This window comes from Nocardia sichangensis (assembly GCF_047200615.1).
Taxonomy (GTDB): domain Bacteria; phylum Actinomycetota; class Actinomycetes; order Mycobacteriales; family Mycobacteriaceae; genus Nocardia; species Nocardia sichangensis.
Window position 1 is genome coordinate 19,383 of sequence record NZ_JBJZOK010000037.1, and the last position, 25,687, is coordinate 45,069.

General features: G+C 69.5%; 23 protein-coding genes. 10 read left to right on the forward strand and 13 right to left on the reverse strand.

Annotated features, from left to right (window positions below; genetic code table 11):
• Window positions 1-631: 631 nt before the first annotated feature.
• From tkt to ACL03I_RS34425, 7 genes are all read left to right on the forward strand, one after another.
• The gene (gene tkt, locus ACL03I_RS34395) at window positions 632-2,773 is read left to right on the forward strand and encodes a transketolase (RefSeq protein WP_412808037.1); all 2,142 of its coding nucleotides are present in this window, start codon (window positions 632-634) and stop codon (window positions 2,771-2,773) included.
• A 6-nt stretch (window positions 2,774-2,779) separates the two neighbouring features.
• Entirely contained in the window at window positions 2,780-3,916 is a 1,137-nt protein-coding gene (gene tal, locus ACL03I_RS34400; RefSeq protein WP_412808038.1) for a transaldolase, read from the forward strand.
• Between the two features lie 3 nt (window positions 3,917-3,919).
• The gene (gene zwf / locus ACL03I_RS34405; RefSeq protein WP_355070781.1) at window positions 3,920-5,494 is read left to right on the forward strand and encodes a glucose-6-phosphate dehydrogenase; all 1,575 of its coding nucleotides are present in this window, start codon (window positions 3,920-3,922) and stop codon (window positions 5,492-5,494) included.
• Complete coding sequence (gene opcA / locus ACL03I_RS34410; RefSeq protein ID WP_379251893.1) at window positions 5,491-6,399, forward strand: glucose-6-phosphate dehydrogenase assembly protein OpcA; 909 nt, start codon at window positions 5,491-5,493, stop codon at window positions 6,397-6,399. Before zwf ends, opcA begins: the two co-directional genes overlap by 4 nt.
• Complete coding sequence (pgl, locus tag ACL03I_RS34415) at window positions 6,392-7,147, forward strand: 6-phosphogluconolactonase (protein WP_356961795.1); 756 nt, start codon at window positions 6,392-6,394, stop codon at window positions 7,145-7,147. The genes opcA and pgl overlap by 8 nt, the downstream gene beginning before the upstream one ends.
• A gap of 116 nt (window positions 7,148-7,263) precedes the next feature.
• Window positions 7,264-9,582 (forward strand): thiamine pyrophosphate-dependent enzyme, encoded by a 2,319-nt coding sequence (locus ACL03I_RS34420; protein ID WP_412808039.1) that lies wholly within the window; start codon window positions 7,264-7,266, stop codon window positions 9,580-9,582.
• A gap of 48 nt (window positions 9,583-9,630) precedes the next feature.
• Window positions 9,631-10,110 carry an SRPBCC family protein gene (locus ACL03I_RS34425; protein WP_355070773.1) on the forward strand — a complete coding sequence of 160 codons (480 nt, stop codon included), beginning with the start codon at window positions 9,631-9,633 and terminating at the stop codon, window positions 10,108-10,110.
• Between the two features lie 9 nt (window positions 10,111-10,119).
• On the opposite strand, the gene ACL03I_RS34430 is transcribed toward ACL03I_RS34425, so the two are convergent.
• Together ACL03I_RS34430 and ACL03I_RS34435 are read right to left on the reverse strand one after the other, a co-directional pair.
• Window positions 10,120-10,722 (reverse strand): DUF7691 family protein, encoded by a 603-nt coding sequence (locus ACL03I_RS34430; protein WP_355070771.1) that lies wholly within the window; start codon window positions 10,720-10,722, stop codon window positions 10,120-10,122.
• 61 nt (window positions 10,723-10,783) lie between these two features.
• Window positions 10,784-11,731, reverse strand: coding sequence for an alpha/beta fold hydrolase (locus ACL03I_RS34435; protein WP_459561396.1), 948 nt, complete (start codon window positions 11,729-11,731; stop codon window positions 10,784-10,786).
• Between the two features lie 96 nt (window positions 11,732-11,827).
• Between ACL03I_RS34435 and ACL03I_RS34440 the strand changes: the two genes are divergently transcribed.
• Window positions 11,828-12,682 carry an SDR family NAD(P)-dependent oxidoreductase gene (locus ACL03I_RS34440; protein WP_355070768.1) on the forward strand — a complete coding sequence of 285 codons (855 nt, stop codon included), beginning with the start codon at window positions 11,828-11,830 and terminating at the stop codon, window positions 12,680-12,682.
• Here ACL03I_RS34440 and ACL03I_RS34445 read toward each other — a convergent pair whose 3' ends face one another.
• On the reverse strand, window positions 12,683-13,516 hold the full coding sequence (locus ACL03I_RS34445; RefSeq protein WP_412808040.1) for a LysR family transcriptional regulator: 834 nt from the start codon (window positions 13,514-13,516) through the stop codon (window positions 12,683-12,685).
• 69 nt (window positions 13,517-13,585) lie between these two features.
• Here ACL03I_RS34445 and ACL03I_RS34450 point away from each other — a divergent pair, with 69 nt between their 5' ends.
• Window positions 13,586-14,719 carry a YbfB/YjiJ family MFS transporter gene (locus ACL03I_RS34450; protein ID WP_412808041.1) on the forward strand — a complete coding sequence of 378 codons (1,134 nt, stop codon included), beginning with the start codon at window positions 13,586-13,588 and terminating at the stop codon, window positions 14,717-14,719.
• On the opposite strand, the gene secG is transcribed toward ACL03I_RS34450, so the two are convergent.
• The 3 genes from secG to ACL03I_RS34465 are packed head-to-tail and all read right to left on the reverse strand — an operon-like array spanning window position 14,706 to window position 17,548.
• The gene (gene secG / locus ACL03I_RS34455; protein WP_014351691.1) at window positions 14,706-14,939 is read right to left on the reverse strand and encodes a preprotein translocase subunit SecG; all 234 of its coding nucleotides are present in this window, start codon (window positions 14,937-14,939) and stop codon (window positions 14,706-14,708) included. The two genes, ACL03I_RS34450 and secG, sit on opposite strands and share 14 nt — an antisense overlap.
• A gap of 55 nt (window positions 14,940-14,994) precedes the next feature.
• Window positions 14,995-16,593, reverse strand: a complete 1,599-nt coding sequence (locus ACL03I_RS34460) for an MFS transporter (protein ID WP_397275784.1) — start codon at window positions 16,591-16,593, stop codon at window positions 14,995-14,997.
• Window positions 16,594-16,603: 10 nt separating this feature from the next.
• Window positions 16,604-17,548 carry an EamA family transporter gene (locus tag ACL03I_RS34465; RefSeq protein WP_412808042.1) on the reverse strand — a complete coding sequence of 315 codons (945 nt, stop codon included), beginning with the start codon at window positions 17,546-17,548 and terminating at the stop codon, window positions 16,604-16,606.
• Window positions 17,549-17,802: 254 nt separating this feature from the next.
• Here ACL03I_RS34465 and ACL03I_RS34470 point away from each other — a divergent pair, with 254 nt between their 5' ends.
• Entirely contained in the window at window positions 17,803-18,585 is a 783-nt protein-coding gene (locus ACL03I_RS34470) for an META domain-containing protein (RefSeq protein WP_412808043.1), read from the forward strand.
• A gap of 9 nt (window positions 18,586-18,594) precedes the next feature.
• Here the strand turns inward: ACL03I_RS34470 and ACL03I_RS34475 are convergent, their stop codons facing one another.
• The 7 genes from ACL03I_RS34475 to rapZ all read right to left on the reverse strand — a co-directional run bounded on the left by ACL03I_RS34475 (window position 18,595) and on the right by rapZ (window position 25,600).
• A complete protein-coding gene (locus tag ACL03I_RS34475) occupies window positions 18,595-19,236 on the reverse strand; it encodes a DUF1579 family protein (protein ID WP_355070755.1) in 642 nt (213 codons plus the stop codon).
• A 139-nt stretch (window positions 19,237-19,375) separates the two neighbouring features.
• Complete coding sequence (gene tpiA / locus ACL03I_RS34480; RefSeq protein WP_355070754.1) at window positions 19,376-20,161, reverse strand: triose-phosphate isomerase; 786 nt, start codon at window positions 20,159-20,161, stop codon at window positions 19,376-19,378.
• A gap of 2 nt (window positions 20,162-20,163) precedes the next feature.
• Window positions 20,164-21,378, reverse strand: a complete 1,215-nt coding sequence (locus tag ACL03I_RS34485; RefSeq protein WP_412808044.1) for a phosphoglycerate kinase — start codon at window positions 21,376-21,378, stop codon at window positions 20,164-20,166.
• A gap of 5 nt (window positions 21,379-21,383) precedes the next feature.
• Complete coding sequence (gap, locus tag ACL03I_RS34490) at window positions 21,384-22,403, reverse strand: type I glyceraldehyde-3-phosphate dehydrogenase (protein WP_040867484.1); 1,020 nt, start codon at window positions 22,401-22,403, stop codon at window positions 21,384-21,386.
• 199 nt (window positions 22,404-22,602) lie between these two features.
• Window positions 22,603-23,586 (reverse strand): DNA-binding protein WhiA, encoded by a 984-nt coding sequence (gene whiA / locus ACL03I_RS34495; protein WP_043693711.1) that lies wholly within the window; start codon window positions 23,584-23,586, stop codon window positions 22,603-22,605.
• Entirely contained in the window at window positions 23,577-24,623 is a 1,047-nt protein-coding gene (locus ACL03I_RS34500; RefSeq protein ID WP_355070747.1) for a gluconeogenesis factor YvcK family protein, read from the reverse strand. Before ACL03I_RS34500 ends, whiA begins: the two co-directional genes overlap by 10 nt.
• Window positions 24,620-25,600 carry an RNase adapter RapZ gene (gene rapZ / locus ACL03I_RS34505; RefSeq protein WP_355070745.1) on the reverse strand — a complete coding sequence of 327 codons (981 nt, stop codon included), beginning with the start codon at window positions 25,598-25,600 and terminating at the stop codon, window positions 24,620-24,622. The genes ACL03I_RS34500 and rapZ overlap by 4 nt, the downstream gene beginning before the upstream one ends.
• Window positions 25,601-25,687 lie beyond the last annotated feature (87 nt).

Consider the following 25,687-nt stretch of genomic DNA (forward strand, 5'->3'; position numbering starts at 1 on the left):
GCCGCGCGCGCCCCTCCCGTCGCCCCCGCGCTAGAGGACCGGAATGTGACGGGGGCGACGGCTCGTTCGGCTCGTCCGCGCCACCCGGTTCGGAGCCCTTGCCCTCCCCTGTCCACGTCCTCGACTCGCGCGGAGCCGTGCGCACGCGCGACGCGGATTCCGCGCCGCGAAAAAAATTCGTCGACTCCACCGAACCCGGCGAACCCACCGCATGCCCCGCACCGCGTGGTGCGGCAACTTTCGCCACCGCACCGGGGCGTGCCACAAAGCAGGCGCTTGCTCAATACTTTCCCATCACACCGAACACGCGCCCTACGAGGGCGTTCACGACCCGTCACGCGCCACGCATGCGCGTGACGCGAGCGCCGAAGACACCCGGCCCACCCGTTCCGGCGCCCCTGGTGCAAGGCCGCCAACACACCGCCGCCGCAGTCGCGGCCTATGCGAAACCACCTGCGAACGCGCAGCGCAACAGGCGCCGCGAAACCAACACAGGGTTAATGGTGTGCCGGTCACCGGGCACATCTAGGGTAAGTGGGTATACCCGGTTAGCACGCCGTAGCTGCCGCGCGATCATCGCCGTCAGAAACCCACCCGCCGTCGACGAACCAATGTCAGGAGAACCTCGGTCGTGTCGATCACAGACGACATCCGCGCCCTCACTCAGCCGAACCACCCGGACGACTGGACGGATCTGGACACCAAGGCTGTCGACACCATCCGGGTCCTGGCCGCCGAGGCGGTGCAGAACGCCGGAAACGGCCACCCCGGTACCGCGATGAGCCTGGCGCCGCTTGCCTACACGCTGTACCAGCGGACCATGCGCATCGACCCGAGCGATCCGAGCTGGGTCGGCCGGGACCGGTTCGTGCTGTCCTGCGGGCACTCCAGCCTCACCCAGTACATCCAGCTCTACCTGGCGGGTTACGGTCTCGAGCTGGACGACCTGAAGAACCTGCGCAAGTGGGGCTCGCTCACCCCGGGCCACCCCGAGTTCCGGCACACCGACGGCGTCGAGATCACCACCGGCCCGCTCGGCCAGGGCCTGGCGTCGGCGGTCGGCATGGCGATGGCGGCGCGTCGCGAGCGCGGACTGTTCGATCCCGCCGCCGCGCCGGGCACCAGCCCGTTCGACCACTTCATCTACGCCATCGCCTCCGACGGCGACCTCGAGGAGGGCGTCACCTCCGAGGCGTCGTCGCTCGCGGGCACCCAGCAGCTGGGCAATCTCGTCGTCATCTACGACGACAACAAGATCTCCATCGAGGACGACACGACCATCGCGTTCACCGAGGACGTCGCCGAGCGCTACGAGGCATACGGCTGGCACGTGCAGGTGGTCGAGGGCGGCGAAGACGTCGTCGCCATCGAGGCCGCGCTGGAAGCCGCCAAGGCCGAGACCGGCAAGCCCTCGATCATCGTGCTGCGCACCATCATCGGCTACCCCGCCCCCAGCAAGATGAACACCGGCACCGCCCACGGCGCGGCGCTGGGCGCCGACGAGGTGGCCGCCACCAAGAAGGTCCTCGGCTTCGACCCGGACAAGAGCTTCGACGTGGACCCGGCCGTCATCGAGCACACCCGCAAGGCCATCGAGCGCGGCCGGAAAGCGCACGAGCAGTGGCAGCAGTCGTTCGACGCGTGGGCCGCGGCCAACCCGGAGAACAAGGCGCTGTTCGACCGCCTCTTCGCGCGGCGCCTGCCGGACAACTGGACCGCGAATCTGCCCAGCTACGAACCGGATCCGAAGGGCATGGCCACCCGCAAGGCGTCCGGCAAGGTGCTCGCCGCGCTGGCGCCGGTGCTGCCGGAGCTGTGGGGCGGTTCGGCCGACCTGGCCGAGTCCAACAACACCACCATGCCCGACCAGCGCAGCTTCGGGCCGGAGTCGATCTCCACCGGCATGTGGAAGGCCGATCCGTACGGCCGCACCCTGCACTTCGGTGTGCGCGAGCACGCGATGGGCGCGATCCTCAACGGCATCGCCCTGCACGGCCCGACCCGTCCGTACGGCGGCACCTTCCTGGTGTTCAGCGACTACATGCGCCCGTCGGTCCGCCTGGCCGCGCTGATGCGCGTGCCCGCGATCTACGTCTGGACCCACGACTCCATCGGTCTCGGTGAGGACGGCCCCACGCACCAGCCGATCGAGCACCTCGCCGCGCTGCGCGCCATCCCGGGCCTGAACGTGGTCCGTCCCGGTGACGCCAACGAGACCACCTACGCCTGGCGCACCATCCTGGAGCGCGACAGCAGCGAGCACAGCTCGCACTTCTCGGTGTCCGAGCCGCCGCACCAGGACGGCCCGTCCGGGCTGGCGCTGACCCGCCAGGACCTGCCGATTCTCGAGGGCACCAGCTACGAAGGCGTCAAGAAGGGCGGCTACATCCTGGCCGAGGCGTCCACGGGCACACCGCAAGTGATCCTGATCGCCACCGGTTCGGAGCTGCAGCTCGCGGTCGCCGCCCGCATTACGCTGGAGGAGCAGGGCATCGCCACCCGCGTGGTGTCGATGCCGTGCGTGGAGTGGTTCGACGCGCAGGACAAGGCTTACCGGGACGAAGTGCTTCCCCCCGCGATCGCCGCGCGCGTCGTCGTCGAAGCCGGTATCGCGATGCCGTGGCACCGGTTCGCCGGTGACGCGGGCGAGATCGTGTCGATCGAGCACTTCGGCGCCTCCGCCGACTACAAGACCCTGTTCCGCGAATTCGGCTTCACTCCGGAAGCCGTCGTTGCCGCCGCGCAGCGCACGCTCGAGAACGTGAAGGGATAAGCGCTCATGGCTCAGAACGAGAATCTCGCCGCCCTCTCGGCGGCGGGAGTGTCCGTATGGCTCGACGATCTGTCCAGGGACCGGATCCAGTCCGGCAACCTGCTCGAGCTGATCGAGACCCGGTCCGTCGTCGGGGTCACCACCAACCCGACGATCTTCCAGGGTGCGCTCAGCCAGGGCCACGCCTACGACGGCCAGCTGAAAGAGCTTGCCGCGCAAGGTGCCGACGCCGACGCCGCGATCCGCACCATCACCACCGATGACGTCCGCGCGGCCTGCGACGTGTTCGCTCCGGTCTTCGAGGCGACCGGTGGCGTGGACGGCCGGGTCTCCATCGAGGTCGACCCCCGCCTGGCGTTCGACACCGACCGGACCGTCGCGCAGGCGGTCGAACTGTGGAAGATCGTCGACCGGCCCAACCTGTTCATCAAGATCCCGGCCACCGAGGAGGGCCTGCCCGCCATCGCGGCCGTGATCGGCGAGGGCATCAGCGTGAACGTCACGCTGATCTTCTCGGTGCAGCGCTATCGCGCGGTGATGGGCGCCTACCTGGAGGGCGTGAAGAAGGCCAAGATCGCCGGTCACGACCCGGCCAGGATCCACTCCGTCGCCTCGTTCTTCGTCTCCCGCGTGGATACCGAGATCGACAAGCGACTGGAGGCGCTCGGCACCGACGAGGCGCTCGCGCTGCGCGGCAAGGCGGGTATCGCCAATGCCCGCCTCGCCTACGCCGAGTACCAGGATGTGTTCGACGGAGGCAAGCACACCTCCACGTTCCTGAACCTGGCCTCCTCGGGCGCGAATCGGCAGCGTCCGCTGTGGGCGTCGACCGGCGTGAAGAACCCGGAGTACGCCGACACGATGTACGTCACCGAACTGGTCGCCCCCAACACGGTGAACACGCTGCCGGAGAAGACGCTCCAGGCGGTCGCCGACCACGGCGTGGTCTCCGGCGACACGGTCAGCGGCAAGGCGGCGGAGGCCGAGGACGTCTTCGATCGGCTCACCGCCGTCGGCGTCGACCTCGACGACGTGTTCGCGGTGCTCGAGCGCGAGGGCGTGGACAAGTTCGAGAAGTCCTGGGAGGAGCTGCTTTCCGCCACCGCCGACGAGCTGAAGTCGGCGTCGACCGGGAACGGCTGATCGATGGCCGGGGCAGCACCCGCGGATCGACCGGACGCAGTCGAATGGCAGAACCCGCTGCGGGACAAACGGGACAAACGGCTTCCGCGCATCGCCGGACCGTGCAGCATGGTCATCTTCGGCGTCACCGGTGACCTCTCTCGCAAGAAGCTGATGCCGGCCATCTACGACCTGGCCAACCGGGGGCTGCTGCCCCCGGCCTTCGGCCTGGTCGGTTTCGCGCGCCGCGACTACGCGGACGAGGACTTCGCGCAGGTGGTGCTGGAAGCGGTCAAGGCGCACGCGCGTACCCCCTTCCGTCAAGAGGTCTGGGACCAGCTCCTGGAGGGCATCCGGTTCGTCCAGGGCACCTTCGACGACGACGCGGCCTTCGACCGGCTCGCCGACACCTTGACCACGCTGGACAAGGAGCGCGGCACCGGCGGCAATCACGCGTTCTATCTGTCCATCCCGCCGAACATGTTCCCGCTCGTGCTCGACCAGCTCTGCGCGCACGGCCTGGCCCAGACCACCGGGCCCGACGCTGCGCGCAAGCCCTGGCGGCGAGTGGTGATCGAGAAGCCGTTCGGGCACGACCTGAAGAGCGCGCAAGAACTCAACGCACTGGTCAACGGCGTGTTCCCCGAGGAGCGGGTCTTCCGCATCGACCATTACCTCGGCAAGGAGACGGTGCAGAACATCCTGGCGCTGCGCTTCGCCAACCAGCAGTACGAGCCGATCTGGAACGCCAACTTCGTCGACCACGTGCAGATCACCATGGCCGAGGACATCGGCCTCGGCGGACGCGCGGGCTACTACGACGGCATCGGCGCCGCGCGCGACGTGATCCAGAACCACCTGCTGCAACTGCTGGCCCTCACCGCCATGGAGGAGCCGATCAGCTTCGAGCCCAAGCAATTGCAGACCGAGAAGATCAAGGTGCTCTCGGCGACCAGGCTCATCGAACCGCTGGACGACACCACCGCGCGCGGCCAGTACACCGAAGGCTGGCAGGGCAGCGAGCACGTGGTCGGGCTGTTGGAAGAAGAAGGCTTCGACCCGAACTCGAAGACCGAGACCTATGCCGCGATCCGGCTGGAGATCGATACCCGCCGCTGGGCGGGTGTTCCGTTCTTCCTGCGCACCGGAAAGCGGCTCGGCCGCAGGGTCACCGAGATCGCGGTGATCTTCAAGCGGGCGCCGCACCTTCCGTTCGACCAGACCATGACCGAGGAACTCGGGCAGAACGCGCTGGTCATCCGGGTGCAGCCGGACGAGGGCATCACCACGCGGTTCGGCTCGAAGGTGCCGGGCTCCAGCATGGAGGTGCGCGACGTCAACATGGACTTCAGCTACGGCGAGGCGTTCACCGAATCATCGCCGGAGGCCTACGAACGCCTGATCCTCGACGTGCTGCTCGGGGAGCCGTCGCTGTTCCCGGTGAACGCGGAGGTCGAATTGTCCTGGCGCATCCTCGATCCGGTGCTCGACCACTGGGCGGGCGACGGCAGGCCGGAGCCGTACGAGGCGGGCACCTGGGGCCCGTCGTCCGCGGACGAGATGATCGCCCGCACCGGGCGGGAATGGCGGCGCCCGTGATCGTCGACATGCCCGACACCAAGACCAGCGAGGTCACCAAGCGCATCGTGCAGTTGCGCGAGAGCAACGGCGTGATCACCATGGGCCGCGTGCTCACGCTGGTGGTGTGCACGCTGGACAGCTCCGAGGCCGAGCACGCGATCGAAGCGGCGAACGAGGCCAGTCGCGAGCACCCCTGTCGCGTGGTGGTGCTCGCGCGCGGCGACCGGGAGGCCGCCACCCGGCTGGACGCGCAGATCCGGGTGGGCGGCGACGCGGGGGCGGCCGAGGTCATCGTGCTGCGGCTGCAAGGCGAACTGGTCAACCACGAGAGCAGCGTCGTCACCCCGTTCCTGCTGCCGGATACTCCGGTGGTGGCTTGGTGGCCGCGCGGAGCGCCGGAGTTCCCGTCGAAGGATTCGGTGGGCCGCCTGGCGGGCCGCCGCATCACCGACGCCACGTTCGCGTCCGATCCCCAGGCGGCGATCAAGAGGCGGCTGCAGTCCTATGCCAGCGGCGACACCGATCTGGCCTGGAGCCGGATCACGTACTGGCGGGCCCTGCTGGCAGCGGCCATGGACGAGCCGCCGTTCGAGTCGGTGGATTCGGTGACGGTGTCCGGGCTGCGCGACGAGCCCGCCTTGGACATGCTGGCCGGCTGGCTGGCCGCCCGGCTGGGCTGCCCGGTACACCGGCGCACCGGCCCGCTGCGGGTCGAACTGCATCGTCCCACCGTCTCCATCGCGATCGAACGACCGCAGACCGGCCGCACCGCGACGCTGACCCGCACCGGCGAACCGGTGCAGCGAATCGCCCTGGCGCGCAGAGAGACGCGCGACTGCCTCGCCGAGGACCTACGCAGGCTGGACGCCGACGAGACCTACGCCGAGGCGCTGGCCGGAATCGAGAAGGTGATCTATGAGTGAGCACACCGATTCGCCGTTCCCCAGCGACACCGTCGAGGTGCATCTCGACACCGAGTCGCTGGTGGCCGCCGCCGCGGCCCGCTTCGTCTCCGTCGTCGTCGCCGCCCAGGCCGAGCGCGGCTCCGCGTCGGTGGTGGTGACCGGCGGCGGGACCGGCATCGCCCTGCTCGAACAGGTGCGCAAGTCGCCCGGCGATATCGACTGGTCCCGAGTCGAGGTGTTCTGGGGCGACGAGCGTTTCGTGCCCGCGAACGACCCCGAGCGCAACGACCTGCAAGCCAGGCAGGCGCTGTTCGACCATGTGCCGGTGGATCCGGCGCGGGTGCATCCGGTGGCCGTCTCCGACGGCGAGTACCCCGACCCGGTGGAGGCCGCCGCCGAGTACTCCGCGACGGTGCACGCCCACCTCGCCGAACACGGCGCGTTCGATCTGCACCTGCTCGGCATGGGCGGCGAGGGACACGTGAATTCGCTGTTCCCGGATACCGACGCGGTGCGCGAATCCCACGAACTCGTCGTCGCCGTGACGAATTCGCCCAAGCCCCCGCCGGTTCGGGTGACATTGACCCTGCCCGCGATCCGCCGCAGCAGGCACGTCGTGCTGGTGGTCGGCGGCGCTTCGAAGGCCGAAGCGGTCGCCGCGGCCATCGGCGGCGCGGACCCGGTGGACGTGCCCGCGGCGGGAGCGACCGGTACGGACTCCACCACCTGGCTGCTCGATCAGGAGGCGGCGTCCGCGCTGCGCTGAGCGCGCTCGCTACCAACTCCTTCCTCTTGTAAATTTGCACATCGCGGCCCTAGTTTTCCGGAAGAACACCGCCGGATAACGCCGCCGAGCGGCGAAGTTTACGAGATGATCGGTCGATGACCGAGCAGGCAGTGGATCTCGACGAACGGTTCCGCACCGCCGTCGCCGCACTCGTCGCCCGCCCCGGCCGTCCGGCGGACCAACCGATCGCACCCGGCGGCGCGATCACCGGTGCGGCGTGCCTCGAACTGTTCGAAGCGCAGGCGACGAGCAGGCATCTCGATCTCGCGGCACGCCGCCTCGGCAGCGCCCGGCGCGGTTATTACAGCATCGGATCGTCCGGTCACGAGGGCAATGCCGCTGTGGCGGCGGCCCTGCGGGTCACCGATCCCGCCCTGCTGCACTACCGATCGGGGGCGTTCTTCGTGCATCGAGCCCGGCGCGTGCCTGGGCTCGACCCGATCCGGGACGTTCTGCTCGGGGTGGCGGCCGCGGCGGCGGACCCGATTTCCGGTGGCAGGCACAAGGTGTTCGGCAGCGCCGCGGCCAACGTCATCCCGCAGACCTCGACCATCGCCTCGCACCTTCCGCGCGCGGTTGGGCTGGCGTTCGCGATCGATCGCGCGGCCCGGCTCGGTGTCGCCGGTCCCTGGCCCGCCGACTCGGTGGTGGTGTGCAGCTTCGGTGACGCGTCGGCCAACCATTCCACCGCGGCCGGGGCGATCAATGCCGCGATCCACACCGCCGGTCAAGGAATCGCCATGCCCATCCTGTTCGTCTGCGAGGACAACGGCATCGGAATCAGCGTTCCCACGCCACCGGATTGGATCGAGCAGGCCTACGGCAGCCGCCCGGGCCTGGCCTACTTCGCCGCGGACGGCTGCGCCGCCCTCGACGCGCTGAGCACCGCGAATACGGCGGCGCGGTGGGTGCGGGACCGCCGCGCGCCCGCGTTCCTGCGGCTGCGGACCGTGCGTCTGCTCGGTCACGCGGGATCCGATGTCGAAACCGCCTATCGCCGCCCCGCCGAGATCGCCGCCGATCTCGCCCGCGATCCGGTCGTGGCCACCGCACGGCTGCTGATCGAGTCCGGAGTGGCCACACCCGCCTGCGTGCTCGACCGCTATGCCGACATCGGCCGCCGGGTCGCCACGGCCGCCGAACTCGCCTCGGCGGAACCGAAACTCGCCTCGGCGGCGGCCGTGATCGCGCCGATCGCTCCCGCCCGCCCTGCGCTCGTGCGCGCCGACGCGCTGCGGACCGAACCCCTCCCACCCAACGAGCGCGAACACGCGGAGACCGAGGACACGATCGCGGGCCGCGGTGCGCCGCAGCGCCGCAATGGCGCCGCGCATACCGAGCCGATGACCTTGGCGCAGGCGATCAACGAAACCCTCGCAAGCCTCCTGGCGCGCGATCGCGACCTGCTCGTCTTCGGCGAGGACGTCGGCCGCAAGGGTGGCGTGTACGGCGTGACGAAGGGTTTGCAGAAGACCTTCGGCGCGCGCCGGGTGTTCGACACCCTGCTGGACGAGCAGAGCGTCCTCGGCACCGCGCTGGGCTCGGCGCTGGCCGGGTTCGTGCCGATTCCGGAGATCCAGTACCTCGCCTACCTGCACAACGCCGCCGATCAGATCCGCGGCGAAGCGGCCACGCTGTCGTTCTTCTCCGACGGCCGTTACCGGAATCCGATGGTGGTGCGGATCGCCGGATACGCCTATCAAAAGGGTTTCGGCGGCCATTTCCACAACGACAACTCGGTGGCCGCGCTACGCGACATCCCCGGCGTCGTGCTCGCCTCCCCGGCCCGGGCCGACGACGCCGCGGCGATGCTGCGCACGTGCGTATCGGCGGCCCGCGTGGACGGCAGAGTGTGCCTGTATCTCGAGCCCATCGCGCTGTATCACACCCGCGACCTGCACCGGCCCGGCGACGACGGCTGGCTGGCCCACCCGTCTCCGGTCGAGCACGCCGAAATCGGCCGCGCACGCGTCTACGGCGACGGCCCCGACCTGACCCTGGTGAGTTTCGCCAACGGCGTGCCGATGAGCCTGCGCGCGGCGCGGCGCTTGGCCCGGCACGGAATCGACGCGCGCGTGCTCGACCTGCGCTGGCTCGCTCCCCTGCCGGTGGACGATCTGCTACACCACGCGCGCGCGACCGGGCGGGTCCTCGTCGCGGACGAGACCCGCCGCGGTGGTGGCGTGTCGGAGGCCGTGTGCGCCGCGCTGGTCGACGCCGGTTTCACCGGCCACCTCGGGCGCGTGACCAGCGAAGACAGTTTCGTGCCGCTGGGTCCGGCCGCCGCGACGGTGCTACTCGACGAGGACCGGATCGAAGCCGCGGCCCTCCGCCTGCTGAGCGACGCGACCAGCACGCGGCCTCGGCGCGCCGAGGCCCGGCATTCCCCGGAATTCGATTCGGCCGGGGAATAGTGGAAATACAGTGAGGACGACGGTGACCAGCAGCGGAAAGGACTCGCGATGACCACGATGTCCATGCTCGGCGAGGTACGACCGGAGCACGAGCACACGGCCGACGGCGACCTGGTGCTCTTGCACTACTTGCGGTCGTTCCACAAGCCCGTGCTGGACGTGTGGTCGGCGGCCACCGAACGGGGCCAGCTCGGCCGCTGGCTCGGCGCCGTCTCCGGCGGCAACGGCAACCTGACCATCGAGCTGTTCGACGGTCCCGTCCCCGGCCCGGTCGCGGTGCGCGTCGACCACTGTCAGGCGCCGCACGAACTGGTCGTGCACATCGACGGTTGCCTGCTCGAAGTCCGGATGACCCAGGTCGGCGTGGTCACCACCGTGGAACTGACCCGCCGCCACGTGAGTCCCGCCGACGCGGGCGCGATCGGTCCCCGCTGGCAGTATCTGCTCGACCGGCTCACCGCCTACCTCGACTACCAGCCACTGCCGCGGTGGTCGGACTATCCGAAACTGGCCGGGGAGTACCGCTAGGCCCACGGCTCAGTAGAAGAACCCGGCGACGCCCCAGCCGGGACGGGCCTGCGCCTCCCGGATCCACTCGACGCATGACTCGATGGCGGCGAGTACCTCGTGGTCGACCTCCTCGCGCTGCGGGGGCGTGGTCGACTCCCACTGCACGAGCGCTTCCGCGCACTGCTCCGGCGTCCATTCGCCGTAGCCGGGCAACTCGTCGGGCTGCGGTAGCGACGGCGGCAGCGAGTGGTACATGAACGCGCGGACGCTGACCGCTTTGATGCCGAGCGTGGCCAAGCCGTCGTCGATGTGGTCCAGCCAGCGACCACGGAACGCCGAGAAGTAGCGGTTGTCCACGAACCGGCCGTAGAACTGGCAGATCGTCTGGTAGGCGTAGCCGTACTGGAAACCGTAGGCCGGGTCGAACGGGCCGCCGTCGATGACGGCGCGCACCGCCTCGTAGCGAGTGGGCGCACCGGCCGCGATCTCCTCGGCGAACCAGTCGTCGTCATGGGTGAGCTGGGCTTTGAACCGGCCGCCGATCATCCGCCGGAGCTTGTCGTCTCCGCACCCGATGGCGCCCTTGATCCGGTCCAGCTCGACGACGTAGATGCTCAGGCTATAACTCATTCACCGAACATTAGCGGTGCCCACCGACACCGAACGCCGCTGAGCCCGAACGCGTTTCGGCTCAGGCCGGAAGCCCGGCCGGATGCGCGGCCAGATGGGCGAGATGAGTGGTGAGCAACGCGTTCACCTGCTCGGTCCGCTCCAACTGGACGAGGTGGCCCGCGCCGCCTATCTCGGTCACCGCGCGCAGGTCGGCGACGTGCCCGCGCATGGTCGCCAGCGGATCGCGGCCGCTGAAACCTTCCATGTCGGGATCCCGGTCGCCGTACAGGAAATAAGCGGGCGCGGTGACTTTCGCGTCCGCGTAGTCGGCGGTGAGCTCCCAGTTGCGATCCAAGTTGCGGTACCAGTTCAGTCCGCCGGTGAATCCGGTGCGTTCGAAATCCCGTGTCAGCACGTCCAGCTCGTCCGCGCCGAGCCAGCGCCACGGCAGCGCGGGCGCCTCCGGCAGCACGTCGAGATAACCGGTGCCCTCCGCCGGGAAACGCCAGGTGTCCAGGTAGTGATAGTCGGCGCTCAGCGCGTAGTACACGCGGGCGAGGAACTCCCGGGGACGTGCGCCGAGTTCCTCGTCCGCCGGGCCGGGGGTCTGGAAGTAGTGCAGGTGCAGGAAGTGCCGGGCCGCCGCCTTGGCCCACAGCTGCGACGGAGCACGCGGCGGGCGTGGCGCGAACGGATTGTTCAGCACGATGATGCCGCGCACCCGCTCCGGCGCGCGTAATGCCAGTTCCCACACCAGCGCCGCGCCGAAGTCCAAGCCGACGAACACCGCCTGCTCGGCGCCGATGTCATCGAGCAGAGCGAGCAGATCACCGCAGACCGCGCGATTGGTGTACTCCTCCGGATCGGCCGGGACATCGGTCTGTCCGTAACCGCGCAGATCCGGCGCGATGGCGCGATACCCGGCCGCCGCGATCGCGGGCAGCTGGCGGTGCCAGATGTACCAGGTGTGCGGGAAGCCGTGGCAGAAGACCACCGGCTGTCCTGTTCCCTGCTCGGCGACGTGCATACGGACCCCGCCGGTCGTCACGAACCGATGCGTCAGCTCCACTCGGGCCTCCAAAGCCTAGAACACGTTATCGTTTCACGGTAATGTTCCGGTTTCGTGAGCGGAATACCCGAAAGGCTCGAAGGCAAGGTCGCGGTGGTCACCGGCGCCAGCCGCGGCATAGGCAAGGGCATCGCACTGGAGCTGGGCGCCGCGGGCGCCACGGTGTTCGTCACCGGCCGCTCGGCGGCGCAGGGACGGCTACCCGGCACCGTACACGCCACGGCCGCGGAAATCGATGCCGCAGGCGGGAGCGGCATCCCGTTCGTGTGCGACCACCGCGACGACGACGCGGTGGAGCGGCTGTTCGAGTTGATCCGCACCGAGCACGGCAGGCTGGACGTGCTGGTGAACAACGTCTACAACTCCCCCGCCGCGGCCCGCTGGCTGGGCAAGCCGTTCTGGGAGGTCCCGCCTGCGGCATGGGACGAGTCGTTCGACGTGGGCGTCCGATCCCATTACGTGGCAAGCTTTTTCGCCGCGCCCCTGTTGATCGAGTCGGGCGGGCTGATCGTCAATATCTCGTCGCCAGGCGCGCGCCGGTACATGCACAACGCGGTCTACGGCGTCGCGAAATCCGCCGTGGACCGGCTCACCGCCGACATGGCGCACAACCTCGCCGGTACCGAGGTCACCGTGGTCTCGCTCTGGCCCGGCATCGTGGACACCGAACTGCTGCAACTGGTTCCGGCCGGCACCGACGGCAGGCGGCTGGTCACGCTGCCCGGCGAGGGCACCTTCGATCTCGGCGACGCGCAGACACCGCGCTTCACCGGCCGCGCCGTCGTCGCGCTCGCCACCGACGCGGGGCGTCGCTCCCGCACCGGGTTGCCCTGGCCGGTAGCGGATCTCGCCGAGTACTACGGGTTCACCGACATCGACGGGCGCATTCATCGCGTCGACCGACCGTGATCAGAGCACCCCGAGAAAGCGCTGCACCGAGCGTGGCGGGACCGGCCTGGCGCGCCACGCCACGTACACGTGCGAGGGCGGCGCGTCGGGGATGTCCAGATAGACCACGCCGGGGTGCGGCGCCCTGGTGCGCGCCAGATCCGGCACCACGCCGATACCGCGATCGGCCGCCACCAACTCGATCCATTCGTCGAAGTTCGTACAGGTGATGACGACGCGATCCGGGTCGACCGGCTGCCAGGACGCCGCGTCGGTGGTGCCCGAGACGGTGTTGACCACCAGCGGCCGATCGGCCAGTTCCGACCAGGACAGGCGCGGCGCACGCGCCAGCGGCGAGTGGGTGGCCACCGCGAGCACCCGCCGTTCGGTCGCGATGATCCGCGACGCCAGGTGACGCGGTAGCCGGGCCTCCTTGCGATAGATGGCGATATCGACCGTCCGCTCATCGAGCGCGGCGAGCGGATCGTCCACGCGCCGTAGGGTGATCCGGCCGCCCTGTTCCTCGTAACGACGACGGGTCGCGGCGAACCAAGCGTCCGGCAGCAACCAGGAGAATCCGACGTCCAGCGTGGCGCGCGAACGCAGTTCCGCGGCGACCCCGTCGACGTCGGCCAGGATGCGGCGGGTGTGGGCCAGCAATTCGGCGCCCTCCGCGGTGAGCGCGAACCGCCGGGACGTGCGCTCCACCAACCGGCAGTCGACCGAGCGCTCCAGTTGCTGGATCGTCCTGGTCAAGGCGGGCTGGCTCAGGTGCAGCCGGGTCGCGGCGCGGGTGTAGTTCGCCTCCTCGCACAATGCGAGGTAGGCCCGCAGATGCCGCAACTCGATATCCATGCGTCGAGCGTATACATCGTGCGTGGAAAGCATTTCCGGAGCGCCGCCCTGCGCTCTTACGGTCGAACCGTGACCACTGTTGCCCTCGCCGCACCCCAGCGCCGCGGCCGCGCTCCCGCGGTGGCCGCGGCATCCGGCCTGGCCGCCGCGATGGGGGTGGGGCGCTTCGTCTACACCCCCTTGCTACCGCTCATGGTCGACGCGCACCGCATCACCGCGCACGACGGCGCCTTGATCGCGACCGCGAACTACGCCGGTTATCTGCTCGGCGCGCTGCTGCTCACCTGGCGTCCGGCGCTGCACGACCGCAGGGTCTTCCTGGCGGCGGCAGCGCTGCTGATCGCGAGCGAGGCGCTGATGGCGGCGCCGGGGCCGATCCTGTTCCCCGCCGTGCTGCGCCTGGTCGCTGGCGTCGCCAGCGCGGTGATCTTCGTCGCTTGCGCCGGTTTCGCGAGCCGTCCCGGCAGCGGCAGGCAGTCGGCGGGAATAGTGTTCGGCGGCATCGGATTCGGCATCGCGTGGACCGGCCTGCTGGTGCTGGCGTTGCGGCCGGTGGTGTCCTGGCAGATGTTGTGGCTGGTCTCCGCGGCGCTCACCGCGGTCCTGCTGATGCCCGTGTGGCGCTTGGATATTCGTCCCGGGCAGCGCGTCCCACGCGGTGCGGCACGCGGCTCGCGCGTCTGGCGCGCCCTGCTCGTCGCCTACTTCCTGGAAGGCCTCGGGTACATCGTGATCGGAACCTTCGCGGTGGCGGCGGTCAGCGCGGAACGCGGGCCGGTGGCCGGCTCGGCGATGTGGATCGTCGTCGGCGCGGCAGCCTCGGTCTCGACCGTGCTGTGGAGCGTGGCCGCCCGGCGCTGGTCTCCGGCGCTGCTGTTACCCGTCGCGTTGGCGGCGCAATGGGTATCGGCCGTGCTCCCGGCCGTGTCCGGCGCGCTCTGGGCCGCGGTGACGGCGGCGGCCGTGTTCGGCGGGACGTTCGTCGGCATCGTCATGCTCGCGATGCGGGTCGGCGCCGAGTTGACCGATGGCGCCGCGGCGCCGCTGACGGCCGGTTACGGTGCGGGCCAGATCCTCGGCCCCGTGATGGTGGCCCCTGTGCTCGGGACGAGCTATTCCGCCGCGTTCGTCATCGCCGCGGTGGTGCTCGGCGCGGCGGCGCTGACGGCAGGAGCGGTGACCGCCGGGATCAGGCGAACTTGATCTCCAGGCCGATGCCGAGGATGGCGATCAGCCAGATGAGGCCGGTGAAGATGGTGACGCGGTCGAGGTTCTTCTCCACGACGGTGGACCCGGACAGGCTGGACTGCACGCCGCCGCCGAACAGGCTGGACAGACCTCCACCCTTGGCGCGGTGCAACAGCACCAGCAGCACCAGCAGCACGCTGGTGATGATCAGGAGGATATCCAGGAACATCCGCATGCCGGACAGTGTATGCGGTCGATGCGACGGCACCGAATCAGGCACTCGGCGGGCGCTAGCGCCGGTCGACCGCGACCAGATGGGTGACCTGCTCCGCTTCGTCGGCGCGGAACTTCGCGACGGCCTCTTCCCGCAGCTGGTCCTGAGCGGTGAGCCGGACCTGGTGCTGGTGCATGTGCTCGGCCCAGGACCGCACGACGAACGCCTCGACATACCGGTCGATCACCCCGACGTCGCGATACAGGCGCCATTCCATCGCTCCGGTGCGCTGCCGGGACCGCCCGACGAAGGCCATGGCGGTGAGGAATTCCTCGACGCACCCCTCCGGGACGTCGTAACCACGCAGGATCAGCACCGGGCCGTCGTCGGGATCGGGTTCGACAACCAGCTCGGGTTCCGGCCAGAACGCCGAAGGGGTGAGATCGAGCAACTCGGGATCGTTGCGGATGGGCAGCCACACCGTGCTCACCGCGCAGAACGCCAGCAGCCCGGCGGCCCACAGCAGCGCGGGCACCGAGCCGATCGCGCCTGCGACCACGCCCCAGACCAGCGAGCCGATCGCCTGCCCACCCATGAAGACCAGCAGATACACCGACAGCCCTCGGGCACGCACCCAGGACGGCAGCAGCAGCTGCATGGTCGAGTTCATGGTGGACATCGCCAGCAGCCAGGCCAGTCCCGCGAACACCAGCAGCAGCAGTACCACCGGCACGACGTGCAGCAGCGCGGTGCCCGCCGTGGCCAGTCCGAACAGGATCGCGGCGGTGGTCAACCGCTGTGTGGGGGTCAACCACGCGCGCAACCGTGACAGCGCCGCGGCGCCGAGCACCGCGCCGATGCCGAGGGCGCCGAGCATGAGGCCGTACCCGGACGACGACAGCCCGAGTTGATCCCGCGCGATCACCGGCAGCAGCGCCCACACCGCGCTGGCGGGTGCGATGAACAGGATCGAGCGCAACAGCACCCGGCGAATGGCGGGCGCCGCGCGGATGAACCTGGTGCCCGCCTGCAAGGCCGCCAGCGGACGCTCGGTGGGCAGGCGCCGATCGGTCGCGGGGCGGCGCCACACCGTCAGCACCGCGACGATGCCGACGAAAGACACCGCGTTCAACCCGAACACCAGCGTCGGCCCGGACAGCGACACCAGCACACCGGCCAGCGCCGGACCCACCGCCCTTCCGATATTGATGTTCATGCTGCCCAGCGCCGACGCCGCCGGGATCTGCTCGCGCGGGACCAGTTCCGGCTGGATCGCCTGCCAGGCCGGTGCGGTCAGCGCCTGACCGCAACCGAGCAGGAACAGCAAGGTGAGCAGCACCGCCGGCGTGGTGTGCCCGGTCGCGGTCGAGACCGCGAGGACCATGGCCAGCACCGCCATCGCGGATTGCGCGCCGAGCAACAGCCTGCGCCGATCCAGCAGGTCGGCGATCACGCCGGACGGAATGGCCAGCAGCATCACCGGAAGCGTGATCGCGGTCTGCACGAACGACACCAGCGCCGCCGCATTGGGCTGGTCGACCATGATCCACTGCGCGCCGACGGTCTGCATCCAGGTGCCCAGGTTCGACACCAATTGCGCCACCCACAGCGCCCGGTAGATCGGAGAACGCAGCGGCGCCCACGTGGAAATCGGGAGCGTCGCGGCGGTCGTCACTCGCCGAAGCTTAGTCGTGGGACAGACACCGCCCCGACGCCGCATCCGGCGCCTGTGCCGCCGGTCGTGCCTGGGTCGCCGCGAGCAGCACCGCGGCGATCAGCAAGGCGGCGCCCGCCAGTCCCGACGCGGTGAGGCGTTCGCCCAGGACCACCGCCGCCAGCACCGCCCCCGTCAGCGGCTCGAGCAGGGCGAGCACCGCGGCGATCCCTGGACCGGCCGCCGCCAGCCCGCGGAAGTACAGGGTGTAGGCCACCGCGGTCGGCGCCAGCCCGAGCAAGAGCACCAGCGCGACGCTGCGAGGCGTCAGGTCGAACGCCACACCGCTGGTAGCCGCGAGCGGAGCCAGCAACAGCGCGCCTCCGGTGAACCCGAGGCCCGTGGTGGTCATCGCGTCGAGCCCCGGTACCGGCGCCGCGTTGATCACGGTGACCGTCGCGAACGCCGCCGCGGCCGTCGAGGCGAGCGCCGCACCCGCCAGCAACCCGCCCGCGCCCGCGTGGCCGGTCGGCACGCCGACCAGCAGAGCCAGTCCGCAGAGGGCGATGCCGATGGTCGCCGCCCTGCGCCGGTCCACCGCACGCCTTCCGGTGCAGTGCTCGAGCACGGCGACGACCACCGGCGACATGCCGATCGTGAGCAATGTGGCGAGGCTCACCGACGACGCCGTCACGGCGCCGAAATAGGCGCCCTGGAAAATCGCAGCGAGTCCGGCCACCGCACCGATCCGCCGCCACGCCAGGGGATCTCGCGGCCACGGCCGCCGCGTTCCCGCGAGCAGGACCACCAGCAGCAGCCCGCCGACGGCGAGGCGGCAGGTGGCGACCGCGACGGGCGACATGCCGGTGGCCCGGTGCAACAGCGTGCCGAGTAAACCGCCGGTGCCCCAAAGGATTCCGGCGCCGACGAGGTGGACCAGCCCGGAACGGCCGGCCGAGGATACAGATGAGGACATGAAGGATCGCGCTCCTGCGACAAAAGGGATGGGGTCGCGGAAGCGAGGTGCACAGCGATGCCGAGAAGCGCGCGCTCACCGATCGGTGGCGCGCTGGATACCTACACCTCGCTCAGGAGGCGGGCGGCGGGGTGATGGGGAAGCATCGGTGCACGGCACAGATGCTAGTACGAGTACGAGGCGTGGGGGCGAGTCATCGACGCCGCGACCGTCGAAATCCGGGTGCGACGGCGCATCATCGGTAGCATCGCCGCATGGTGGCACACTTGGCGCGGCTGGGACCCGTCGTCCTGCTCGCCCTCTGGGCGATCACCGGGTGCTCGAGCGGCGAACCGAAGCGGGGCGCCGACGAACCGACCCCGGCGGGCCGCACCTTCCTCTCGACCGATGTCCAGGGCGCTCCGATTCCCGGGGGCGGTCCGCTGACGCTCGGTTTCACCGACAGCCGCATCGCCGCGGACGCGGGCTGCAACAAGTTCACCGGCGCGGTCTCCTTCGACGACCACGTCCTCCACGTGTCCGGCCTGGCCACCACCCTCATGGCCTGCGAGGACGATCGGCGCGGCGCCGACGAGTGGCTCAGCGGGCTGCTGAATTCCGAGCCCAGCTGGCGGCTCGAGGACACCCGGCTCACGCTGCACAGCCCCGATCGCACCGTGACTCTGCTCGACAAGAAGATCGTCCGGCCGGACAAACCGGTCAAGGGCACGCAGTGGCTGGTCACCGCGCTCATCACCGACAACAGCCAGGTCCGCTCACGCGCTCTCGACGAGGCGCAGCCGACGCTCGTCATCGCCGAGGACAACGGCGTCTCCGGCAACGCCGGATGCAACCGCATGACCGGCAGCGCCGAGGTGTCCGGCACCCGGATCACCTTCCGGATCGCCACCACGAAGATGATGTGCTCGCCGGAGGTGATGGAGGTCGAGCAGGCCGTTTTGAAAGCCCTGGACGGCAAGACCACCGCCACGGTGGACGCCGACACGCTGACCGTGCGCAACGACAACGGCGCGGGACTGGTCCTGCACGCGCAGTGAACGTGCCCGCTACTTCTTCCGCGTGAGTACCACGCGATCAGCGACCCGCTCCGCCTCGCCGGGCGGCGCGAAGTAGATCTCCATCACCACCCGGTCGGCCGACTCCGGCCGGATCACCGTGCGCATAGGGATGGTCTTGCCGACGAACTGCGGCCCGAGCACACCGGGGTCGGTGAATTCCCCGGCCATGACGATATCGGTGTCGCCGCCACTGTTCTTCGCGCCCTTGTAACTCATCGTCATCGGCGTGACGCTGTCGACGGTCGTCCACTCGTAGCGGTTATCCGTCGGTGCGAATCCGAGCAAACCGAGCCGATAGTACGGCTTGTCGCCGAAGACTCCCGTCGCTTCCTCCCGCAGGAAATTACCGCCGGTCTCGGCGATCCATACCCACCGCGAGACTATCTCGCTTCGGATCGGGTTCTCCGCCGTGCCGCCCGCGATGTAGGTCGACTTCTCGCCCTTCCACTCCCCCACCAGCTGGTTCAGCCTGCGGTGCCCGGCGTCCTGCTGCTGCACCGCTGCCGGGGTGGCCTGCGCCGCGTCTTGGTGGACGTGATCGTCATGCGAGGCGTCCCCGGAACAGCCGGCGAGGGTGGCCAGCGCGACGAGCGCGACCGGGAGTGCGGCGTACAGCTTGCGTGCTATCACGGAAATCCTTGTCCGACTGGCGAATCGAGCTGCGTTATCATCGCATGGCCGGATGGGGCCCGCGGTTCACCGTTGGGAAACGCCGAACAGCCCGGCATCGCGGGAGCGGCGATACCGGGCTGTCGCGTGTAGCGCCGTATCAGGGCAGGGGGCCGCCCGCGGCGATGGCGGAGAGAGTGGCGAATTCGTCACCCTTGAGCGAAGCGCCGCCGACCAGTGCGCCGTCGATGTCGCTCTGCGCGACCAGTTCTCCGACGTTCTTGGCGTTCACCGACCCGCCGTAGAGCACGCGGACGCCCGCCGCGACCTCCGGCGAGGCGAGCTTCTCGAGTTCCCCGCGGATCGCGCCGCAGACCTCTTGCGCGTCGGCGGGGGTCGCGACCTTGCCGGTGCCGATCGCCCACACCGGCTCGTAGGCGATGACGACCTTCGAGATCTCTTCCGCCGTCAGGCCTTTCAGCGAACCGCGCAGTTGCTCGAGGTTGTACTCGACGTGCGTGCCCGCCTCGCGGACGTTCAAGCCCTCGCCGATGCACACGATCGGGGTGATCCCGTGCTTCAGCGCCTGCTTGGCCTTGGCCAGCACTGTGGCGTCGTCCTCGTTGTGGTACTGCCGCCGTTCGGAGTGCCCGACCACGACGAAGGCGCACCCCAGCTTGGCGAGCATGCTCGCGCTGATCTCGCCGGTGTAGGCGCCCGACTCGTGCACCGAGACGTCCTGGCCACCGTAGGTGAGCAGGAGCTTGTCCCCTTCGACCAGCGTCTGCACGCTGCGGAGGTCGGTGAACGGCGGGATCACCGCCACGTCCACCTTGTCGAAATACTTCTCCGGCAGGGCGAATGCGATCTTCTGCACCAGGGCGATGGCCTCGAGGTGATTGAGGTTCATCTTCCAGTTGCCCGCGATGAGCGGTTTGCGTGCCATGCTCAGCCCTCCAACACCGCGATACCGGGCAGTTCTTTGCCCTCCAGGTACTCCAGCGACGCGCCGCCACCGGTGGAGATGTGCGAGAAGCCGTCCTCGGGCAGGCCGAGCGCCCGCACGGCCGCGGCCGAGTCGCCGCCGCCGACCACGGTGAACGCGCCCTTGCCGGTAGCCGTCACGATCGCCTCGGCCACCCCGCGGGTGCCCGCGGCGAACTTCTCGAACTCGAACACGCCCATCGGCCCGTTCCAGAACACGGTCCGCGCCTCGGTCAGCAGCGCCGAGAAGCGGTCAACCGAATCCGGGCCGATGTCCAGGCCCAGCCAGCCGTCCGGGATCTCGTGCGCGGGCACGATTTTCGTCTCCGCGTCCGCGGCGAACTTGTCGGCCACCACGATGTCGCGCGGCAGGTGGATGACGTCGGCGTACTGCTCGAGCAGTCGCTTGCAGGTGTCGACCATCTCTTGCTGCAACAGCGAGGCGCCTACCGAAAGGCCCTGTGCGGCAAGGAAGGTAAAGCACATGCCGCCGCCGATCACCAGCGTGTCGACCTTCGGCGCGAGCGCTTCGATGACCGCCAGTTTGTCGGAGACCTTGGACCCGCCGAGCACGACCGCGTACGGCCGGTCCGGCGTCTCGGTCAGCTTGGCCAGTACCTCGACCTCGGCCGCGACCAGCTTGCCCGCGTAGTGCGGCAGCGACTGCGCGACGTCGTACACCGACGCCTGCTTGCGGTGCACCACACCGAACCCGTCGGAGACGAACGCGCCGTCGTCGCCGACCAGCTCGACCAGCGCCGCGGCCAGCTTGGCCCGGTCGGCGTCGTCCTTGCTGGTCTCGCGCGGGTCGAAGCGGATGTTCTCCAGCAGCAGCACGTCGCTGTCGGTGAGGCCCTCGGACCGCGCGAGCGCGTCCTGGCCCACCACGTCACCGGCGAGCTGCACGTTGCGGCCCAGCTCCTCGGCGAGCCTGGCGGCCACCGGCGCCAGCGAAAGCTTCGGGTCCGGTCCGCCCTTCGGCCTGCCGAGGTGCGCGGTCACGACGACTTTGGCGCCCGCTTCGGCGAGCGCCTTGATGGTCGGCGCCGAGGCGATGATGCGGCCCGGGTCGGTGATCTGTCCCTGGTCGTCGAGGGGCACGTTCAGATCGGAGCGCACCAGTACGCCCCGGCCCTCGACACCCTCGTCGAGCAGATCCGCGAGTGTCTTGACAGCCATGCGCGTCAGAGCGACTTGCCGACGAGGCCGATGAGATCGGCGAGACGGTTGGAGTAGCCCCACTCGTTGTCGTACCAGGACACAACCTTGACCTGGTTGTCGATCACCTTGGTGAGCGGCGCGTCGTAGATCGAGGAGGCCGGGTCGGTGACGATGTCGCTGGAGACGATCGGGTCGGTGTTGTACTTCAGGATGCCCTTCAGCGGGCCCTCGGCGGCGGCCTTGTAGGCGGCGTTGATCTCCTCGATCGAGGCCGACTTGCGCAGGGTGGCGGTCAGGTCGGTGACCGAGCCCGTCGGCACCGGGACGCGCAGCGCGTAGCCGTCCAGCTTGCCCTGCAGCTCGGGCAGCACCAGGCCGATGGCCTTGGCGGCGCCGGTGCCGGTGGGCACGATGTTCAGCGCGGCGGCGCGGGCGCGGCGCAGGTCGCTGTGCGGGCCGTCCTGCAGGTTCTGGTCCTGGGTGTAGGCGTGGATGGTGGTCATCAGGCCGTGCTCGATGCCGAACTCGTCGTTGAGCACCTTGGCCAGCGGGCCGAGGCAGTTGGTGGTGCACGAGGCGTTGGAGATGATGTTCTGGCTGCCGTCGTACTTGTCGTCGTTGACACCCATGACGATGGTGATGTCCTCGCCCTTGGCCGGCGCGGAGATGATCACCTTCTTGGCGCCCGCGGCCAGGTGGCCCTTGGCCTTGGTGGCATCGGTGAAGATGCCGGTGGACTCGACGACCACGTCGACGCCCAGGTCACCCCAGGGCAGCGCGGCGGGGCCCTCCTTGATGGCCAGCGCCTTGATCCGCTGGTCGCCCACCACGATGGTGTCGTCGCCGTCGAGCGAGACGTCCTGGGGCAGACGGCCCAGGATCGAGTCGTACTTGAGCAGGGTCGCGAGGGTCGCGTTGTCGGTGAGGTCGTTGACCGCGACGATCTCGATGTCGGTGGTGCCGAGCGCCTTCTGCGCCTCCACCGCCCGGAAGAAGTTACGTCCGATACGACCGAAGCCGTTGATGCCTACACGGACAGTCACGTTATCGCTCCTCAACTTTCCAGCGGATCATTCCGATGTCCACTCACACTAACGTCCTGCCGTGACCTCTCCGACACGCACCTGGCTTTCGTGAGCGCGGGGATGCCTGGTCAGACGCCCGACCAGGACGAGTTCCGGCCGCCGGAAACGCCGCGATCCCCGCGCCGGGGGCGGCGTGGGGATCGCGGGAAACGTGAGCTCAGGCTTCGTCGAGCAGTTCGGCCGTGACGGCCGATTCGGTGTCCGGTACGCCCAGTTCCTTGGCCCGCCGGTCGGCCATCGACAGCAGCCGCCGGATGCGGCCCGCGACAGCGTCTTTCGTCATCGGCGGATCGGCGAGCTGGCCGAGTTCCTCCAGCGAGGCCTGCCGGTGCTGCACTCGCAACCGGCCTGCGGCGGCGAGATGATCGGGCACGTCGTCGCTGAGGATCTCCAGCGCGCGTTCCACCCGCGCCGCCGCGGCGACCGCGGCACGCGCCGAGCGGCGCAGATTGGCGTCGTCGAAGTTGGCCAGCCGATTCGCGGTCGCGCGCACCTCGCGGCGCAGCCTGCGCTCCTCCCACACCATCCTGGTGCCGTGCGCGCCCATCCTGGTCAGCAGCGCGCCGATCGCCTCACCGTCGCGCACCACCACGCGATCGGTGCCGCGTACCTCCCGCGCCTTGGCCGTGATGCCGAGCCGCCGGGCCGCGCCGACCAGCGCCAGCGCCGCCTCGGGGCCGGGGCAGCTGACCTCGAGGGCCGAGGAACGTCCGGGCTCGGTGAGCGAGCCGTGGGCGAGAAACGCACCGCGCCAAGCGGCTTCGGCGTCGGCGATGCTGCCGCCGACCACCTGCGCGGGCAGGCCGCGCACCGGACGGCCGCGGACATCGAGCAGACCGGTCTGCCGGGCCAGCGCCTCGCCCTCCTTCGACACCCGCACCACGTACCGGGAGGTCTTGCGCAGTCCACCCGCGCCGAGCACGTGCACGTCGGAGCCATAGCCGTAGAGCTCGAAGATCTCCCGGCGCAGCCTGCGCGCGATGGACCCCATGTCCACCTCGGCCTCGACGATCACCCGGCCGCCGACGATGTGCAGGCCACCCGCGAAACGCAGCAGAGCGGACAGTTCCGCCTTGCGGGAACTCACCTGCGACACCGTGAGCCTGCTCAGCTCGTCTTTCACATCGGCTGTCATCGCCACGGGACGCGCTCCTTTCCACCCAACCCGGAACGCACATCCTGACCCATGTGCCGTCCCTCGACTCGAAGCCCTGCCATTTGCGGCCGAGGTTGCCGGATCAGTTGATCCAGTGCGGCGGCAAGCTTTCCGGGGTGATGCCGGTCCGTTCCCGCTTCGGCGACATCGGAGAAGGTTACTCGTGCCCGCAACTGTTCGGCAGCCCTGGCCACATGTTCCCGCTCGCGGCCCTCCGGCACGCAGCCGGAATCGACCAGCACCTCATCGACGACGAATTCCGGTGCGTGCTGGGACAATACATGCAAATGCCGCTCCGCGGAGAACCCCGCGGTCTCCCCCGGCTCCGCGGCGAGATTGAGCACCAGCACTTTCCGCGCCCTGGTGTACACCAGGGCCTCCCGTAGCTCGGGGACGAGGACGTGCGGAATCACGCTGGTGAACCACGATCCCGGGCCCAGCACCACGACATCGGCGTGTTCGATCGCCGAGGTCGCCTCCGGACCGGCCGGTGGATCGGACGGAATCAGCCGCACCCGCCGCACCTTACCCGGCGTGGTGGCGATGGCAACTTGGCCGCGAATGCACCGGCTCACCCGCGGATCGGCCTCCAGCCCGGATACATCCGCCTCGATGTCCAGCGCGATCGGCGACATGGGCAGCACCCGGCCGGTGATGCGCAACATGCGGGCGACTTCGTCCAGGGCGGCCACCGGATCGCCGAGCACCTCGGTGAGCCCGGCCAGGATCAGGTTGCCCACGGAGTGCCCGGCCAGCGCGCCGGTTCCGCCGAACCGATGCTGCACGGTCCGCGTCCAGACGCCGTCGGCGTCCGCGGCCAAAGCGGCCAGCGCCATCCGGAGATCGCCCGGCGGCAGCACCCCCAACTCGGCGCGTAGTCGCCCCGAGGAGCCGCCGTCGTCGGCGACGGTGACCACCGCGCAGATCTTCCTGGTCAGCCGCCGCACCGCGGTCAGTGTCGCGTACAGGCCGTGTCCGCCACCCAGCGCGACGATGCTGGGATTGGATTCCCAACCGGTCATTCTCGCCCCAGATCTCGATGCACGACCCGGACCACGTCGGCGGACTCCTCCGCGCCGCCGGTGACCTCGCTCATCAACTCGCCCAGTGCCTCGGCAATCGCGACGCTCCGGTGCTTGCCTCCGGTGCAGCCCACTGCGACCGTCATGTATCGCTTCCCCTCTTGGCGGTAACCGTTCGTGGTCAGCTCGACCAGGTGGTGGCAGGTACGCAGGTAATCCTCCGCACCGGGACGCGACAGCACGTACTCGCTGACCACCGTCTCCTGACCGGTATGTTCCCGCAACTCCGGTATCCAATGCGGATTGGGTAGAAAACGGACATCTAACACCATGTCGGCGTCCAGCGGAACTCCGTACTTGAAGCCGAACGACTGCACGGTGAGCTGCAACGCGGAGGGCGCGCCGCCGCCGTAGGCCTCCTCCATCTTGCGGTGCAGCTGATGGATGGACAGCTCGGTGGTGTCGATCACCAGGTCGGCGGCGGCCTTCACGGCGGACAGCCGCACCCGCTCGGCGGCGATGCCTGCCGACAGCGTGCCGTCCTTGCTCTCGCTCTGCAGCGGATGCCTCCGCCGCGCGAAACCGAAACGGCGGATCAGCACGTCATCGGATGCCTCGAGGAAGAGGACCCTGGTGCGCACGCCGAGCGTCCGCAACTGCTCGGTGACCACCGACAGATCACCGGTGAAGAACCGGCTGCGCACGTCCATGACCAGCGCGAGACGGCGGATCGGCGGCTTGGCGGAGGCACCCAGCTCCACCATCCGCCCGAACAGCTCTGGGGGCAGGTTGTCGGCCACGTACCAGCCGAGGTCCTCGAGCACACGGGCGGCGGTGCCTCGGCCCGCGCCAGAGAGCCCGGTCACGATCACGACCTCGACCTGCGGGTTCGCCCCGCCGACGGCGCTGGACGAGGCCACTCGTCCCGCGCTCGTCGGCGGGTTGCCCGCACTGCTGTTCGATTCGACGCGTGTCATGTCCTACCGGATCCGTCTCTGGGGTGCCTTCCGATCATCGCGCACCGGTTTCGGTATCGGCCGCAGACACAACGTACGCGAAACCGA

Excerpts from the sequence above, each read along its gene's own strand:
- ACL03I_RS34430 (WP_355070771.1), bottom strand. The coding sequence starts at position 10,722 with ATGAGTTATAGCCTGAGCATCTACGTCGTCGAGCTGGACCGGATCAAG.
- secG (WP_014351691.1), bottom strand. The coding sequence starts at position 14,939 with ATGCGGATGTTCCTGGATATCCTCCTGATCATCACCAGCGTGCTGCTG.
- zwf (WP_355070781.1), top strand. The coding sequence starts at position 3,920 with ATGGCCGGGGCAGCACCCGCGGATCGACCGGACGCAGTCGAATGGCAG.
- ACL03I_RS34465 (WP_412808042.1), bottom strand. The coding sequence starts at position 17,548 with ATGTCCTCATCTGTATCCTCGGCCGGCCGTTCCGGGCTGGTCCACCTC.
- tpiA (WP_355070754.1), bottom strand. The coding sequence starts at position 20,161 with ATGGCACGCAAACCGCTCATCGCGGGCAACTGGAAGATGAACCTCAAT.
- pgl (WP_356961795.1), top strand. The coding sequence starts at position 6,392 with ATGAGTGAGCACACCGATTCGCCGTTCCCCAGCGACACCGTCGAGGTG.
- ACL03I_RS34470 (WP_412808043.1), top strand. The coding sequence starts at position 17,803 with ATGGTGGCACACTTGGCGCGGCTGGGACCCGTCGTCCTGCTCGCCCTC.
- ACL03I_RS34435 (WP_459561396.1), bottom strand. The coding sequence starts at position 11,731 with ATGCACGTCGCCGAGCAGGGAACAGGACAGCCGGTGGTCTTCTGCCAC.
- ACL03I_RS34500 (WP_355070747.1), bottom strand. The coding sequence starts at position 24,623 with ATGACCGGTTGGGAATCCAATCCCAGCATCGTCGCGCTGGGTGGCGGA.
- rapZ (WP_355070745.1), bottom strand. The coding sequence starts at position 25,600 with ATGACACGCGTCGAATCGAACAGCAGTGCGGGCAACCCGCCGACGAGC.
- ACL03I_RS34425 (WP_355070773.1), top strand. The coding sequence starts at position 9,631 with ATGACCACGATGTCCATGCTCGGCGAGGTACGACCGGAGCACGAGCAC.
- tal (WP_412808038.1), top strand. The coding sequence starts at position 2,780 with ATGGCTCAGAACGAGAATCTCGCCGCCCTCTCGGCGGCGGGAGTGTCC.
- ACL03I_RS34445 (WP_412808040.1), bottom strand. The coding sequence starts at position 13,516 with ATGGATATCGAGTTGCGGCATCTGCGGGCCTACCTCGCATTGTGCGAG.
- ACL03I_RS34420 (WP_412808039.1), top strand. The coding sequence starts at position 7,264 with ATGACCGAGCAGGCAGTGGATCTCGACGAACGGTTCCGCACCGCCGTC.
- ACL03I_RS34485 (WP_412808044.1), bottom strand. The coding sequence starts at position 21,378 with ATGGCTGTCAAGACACTCGCGGATCTGCTCGACGAGGGTGTCGAGGGC.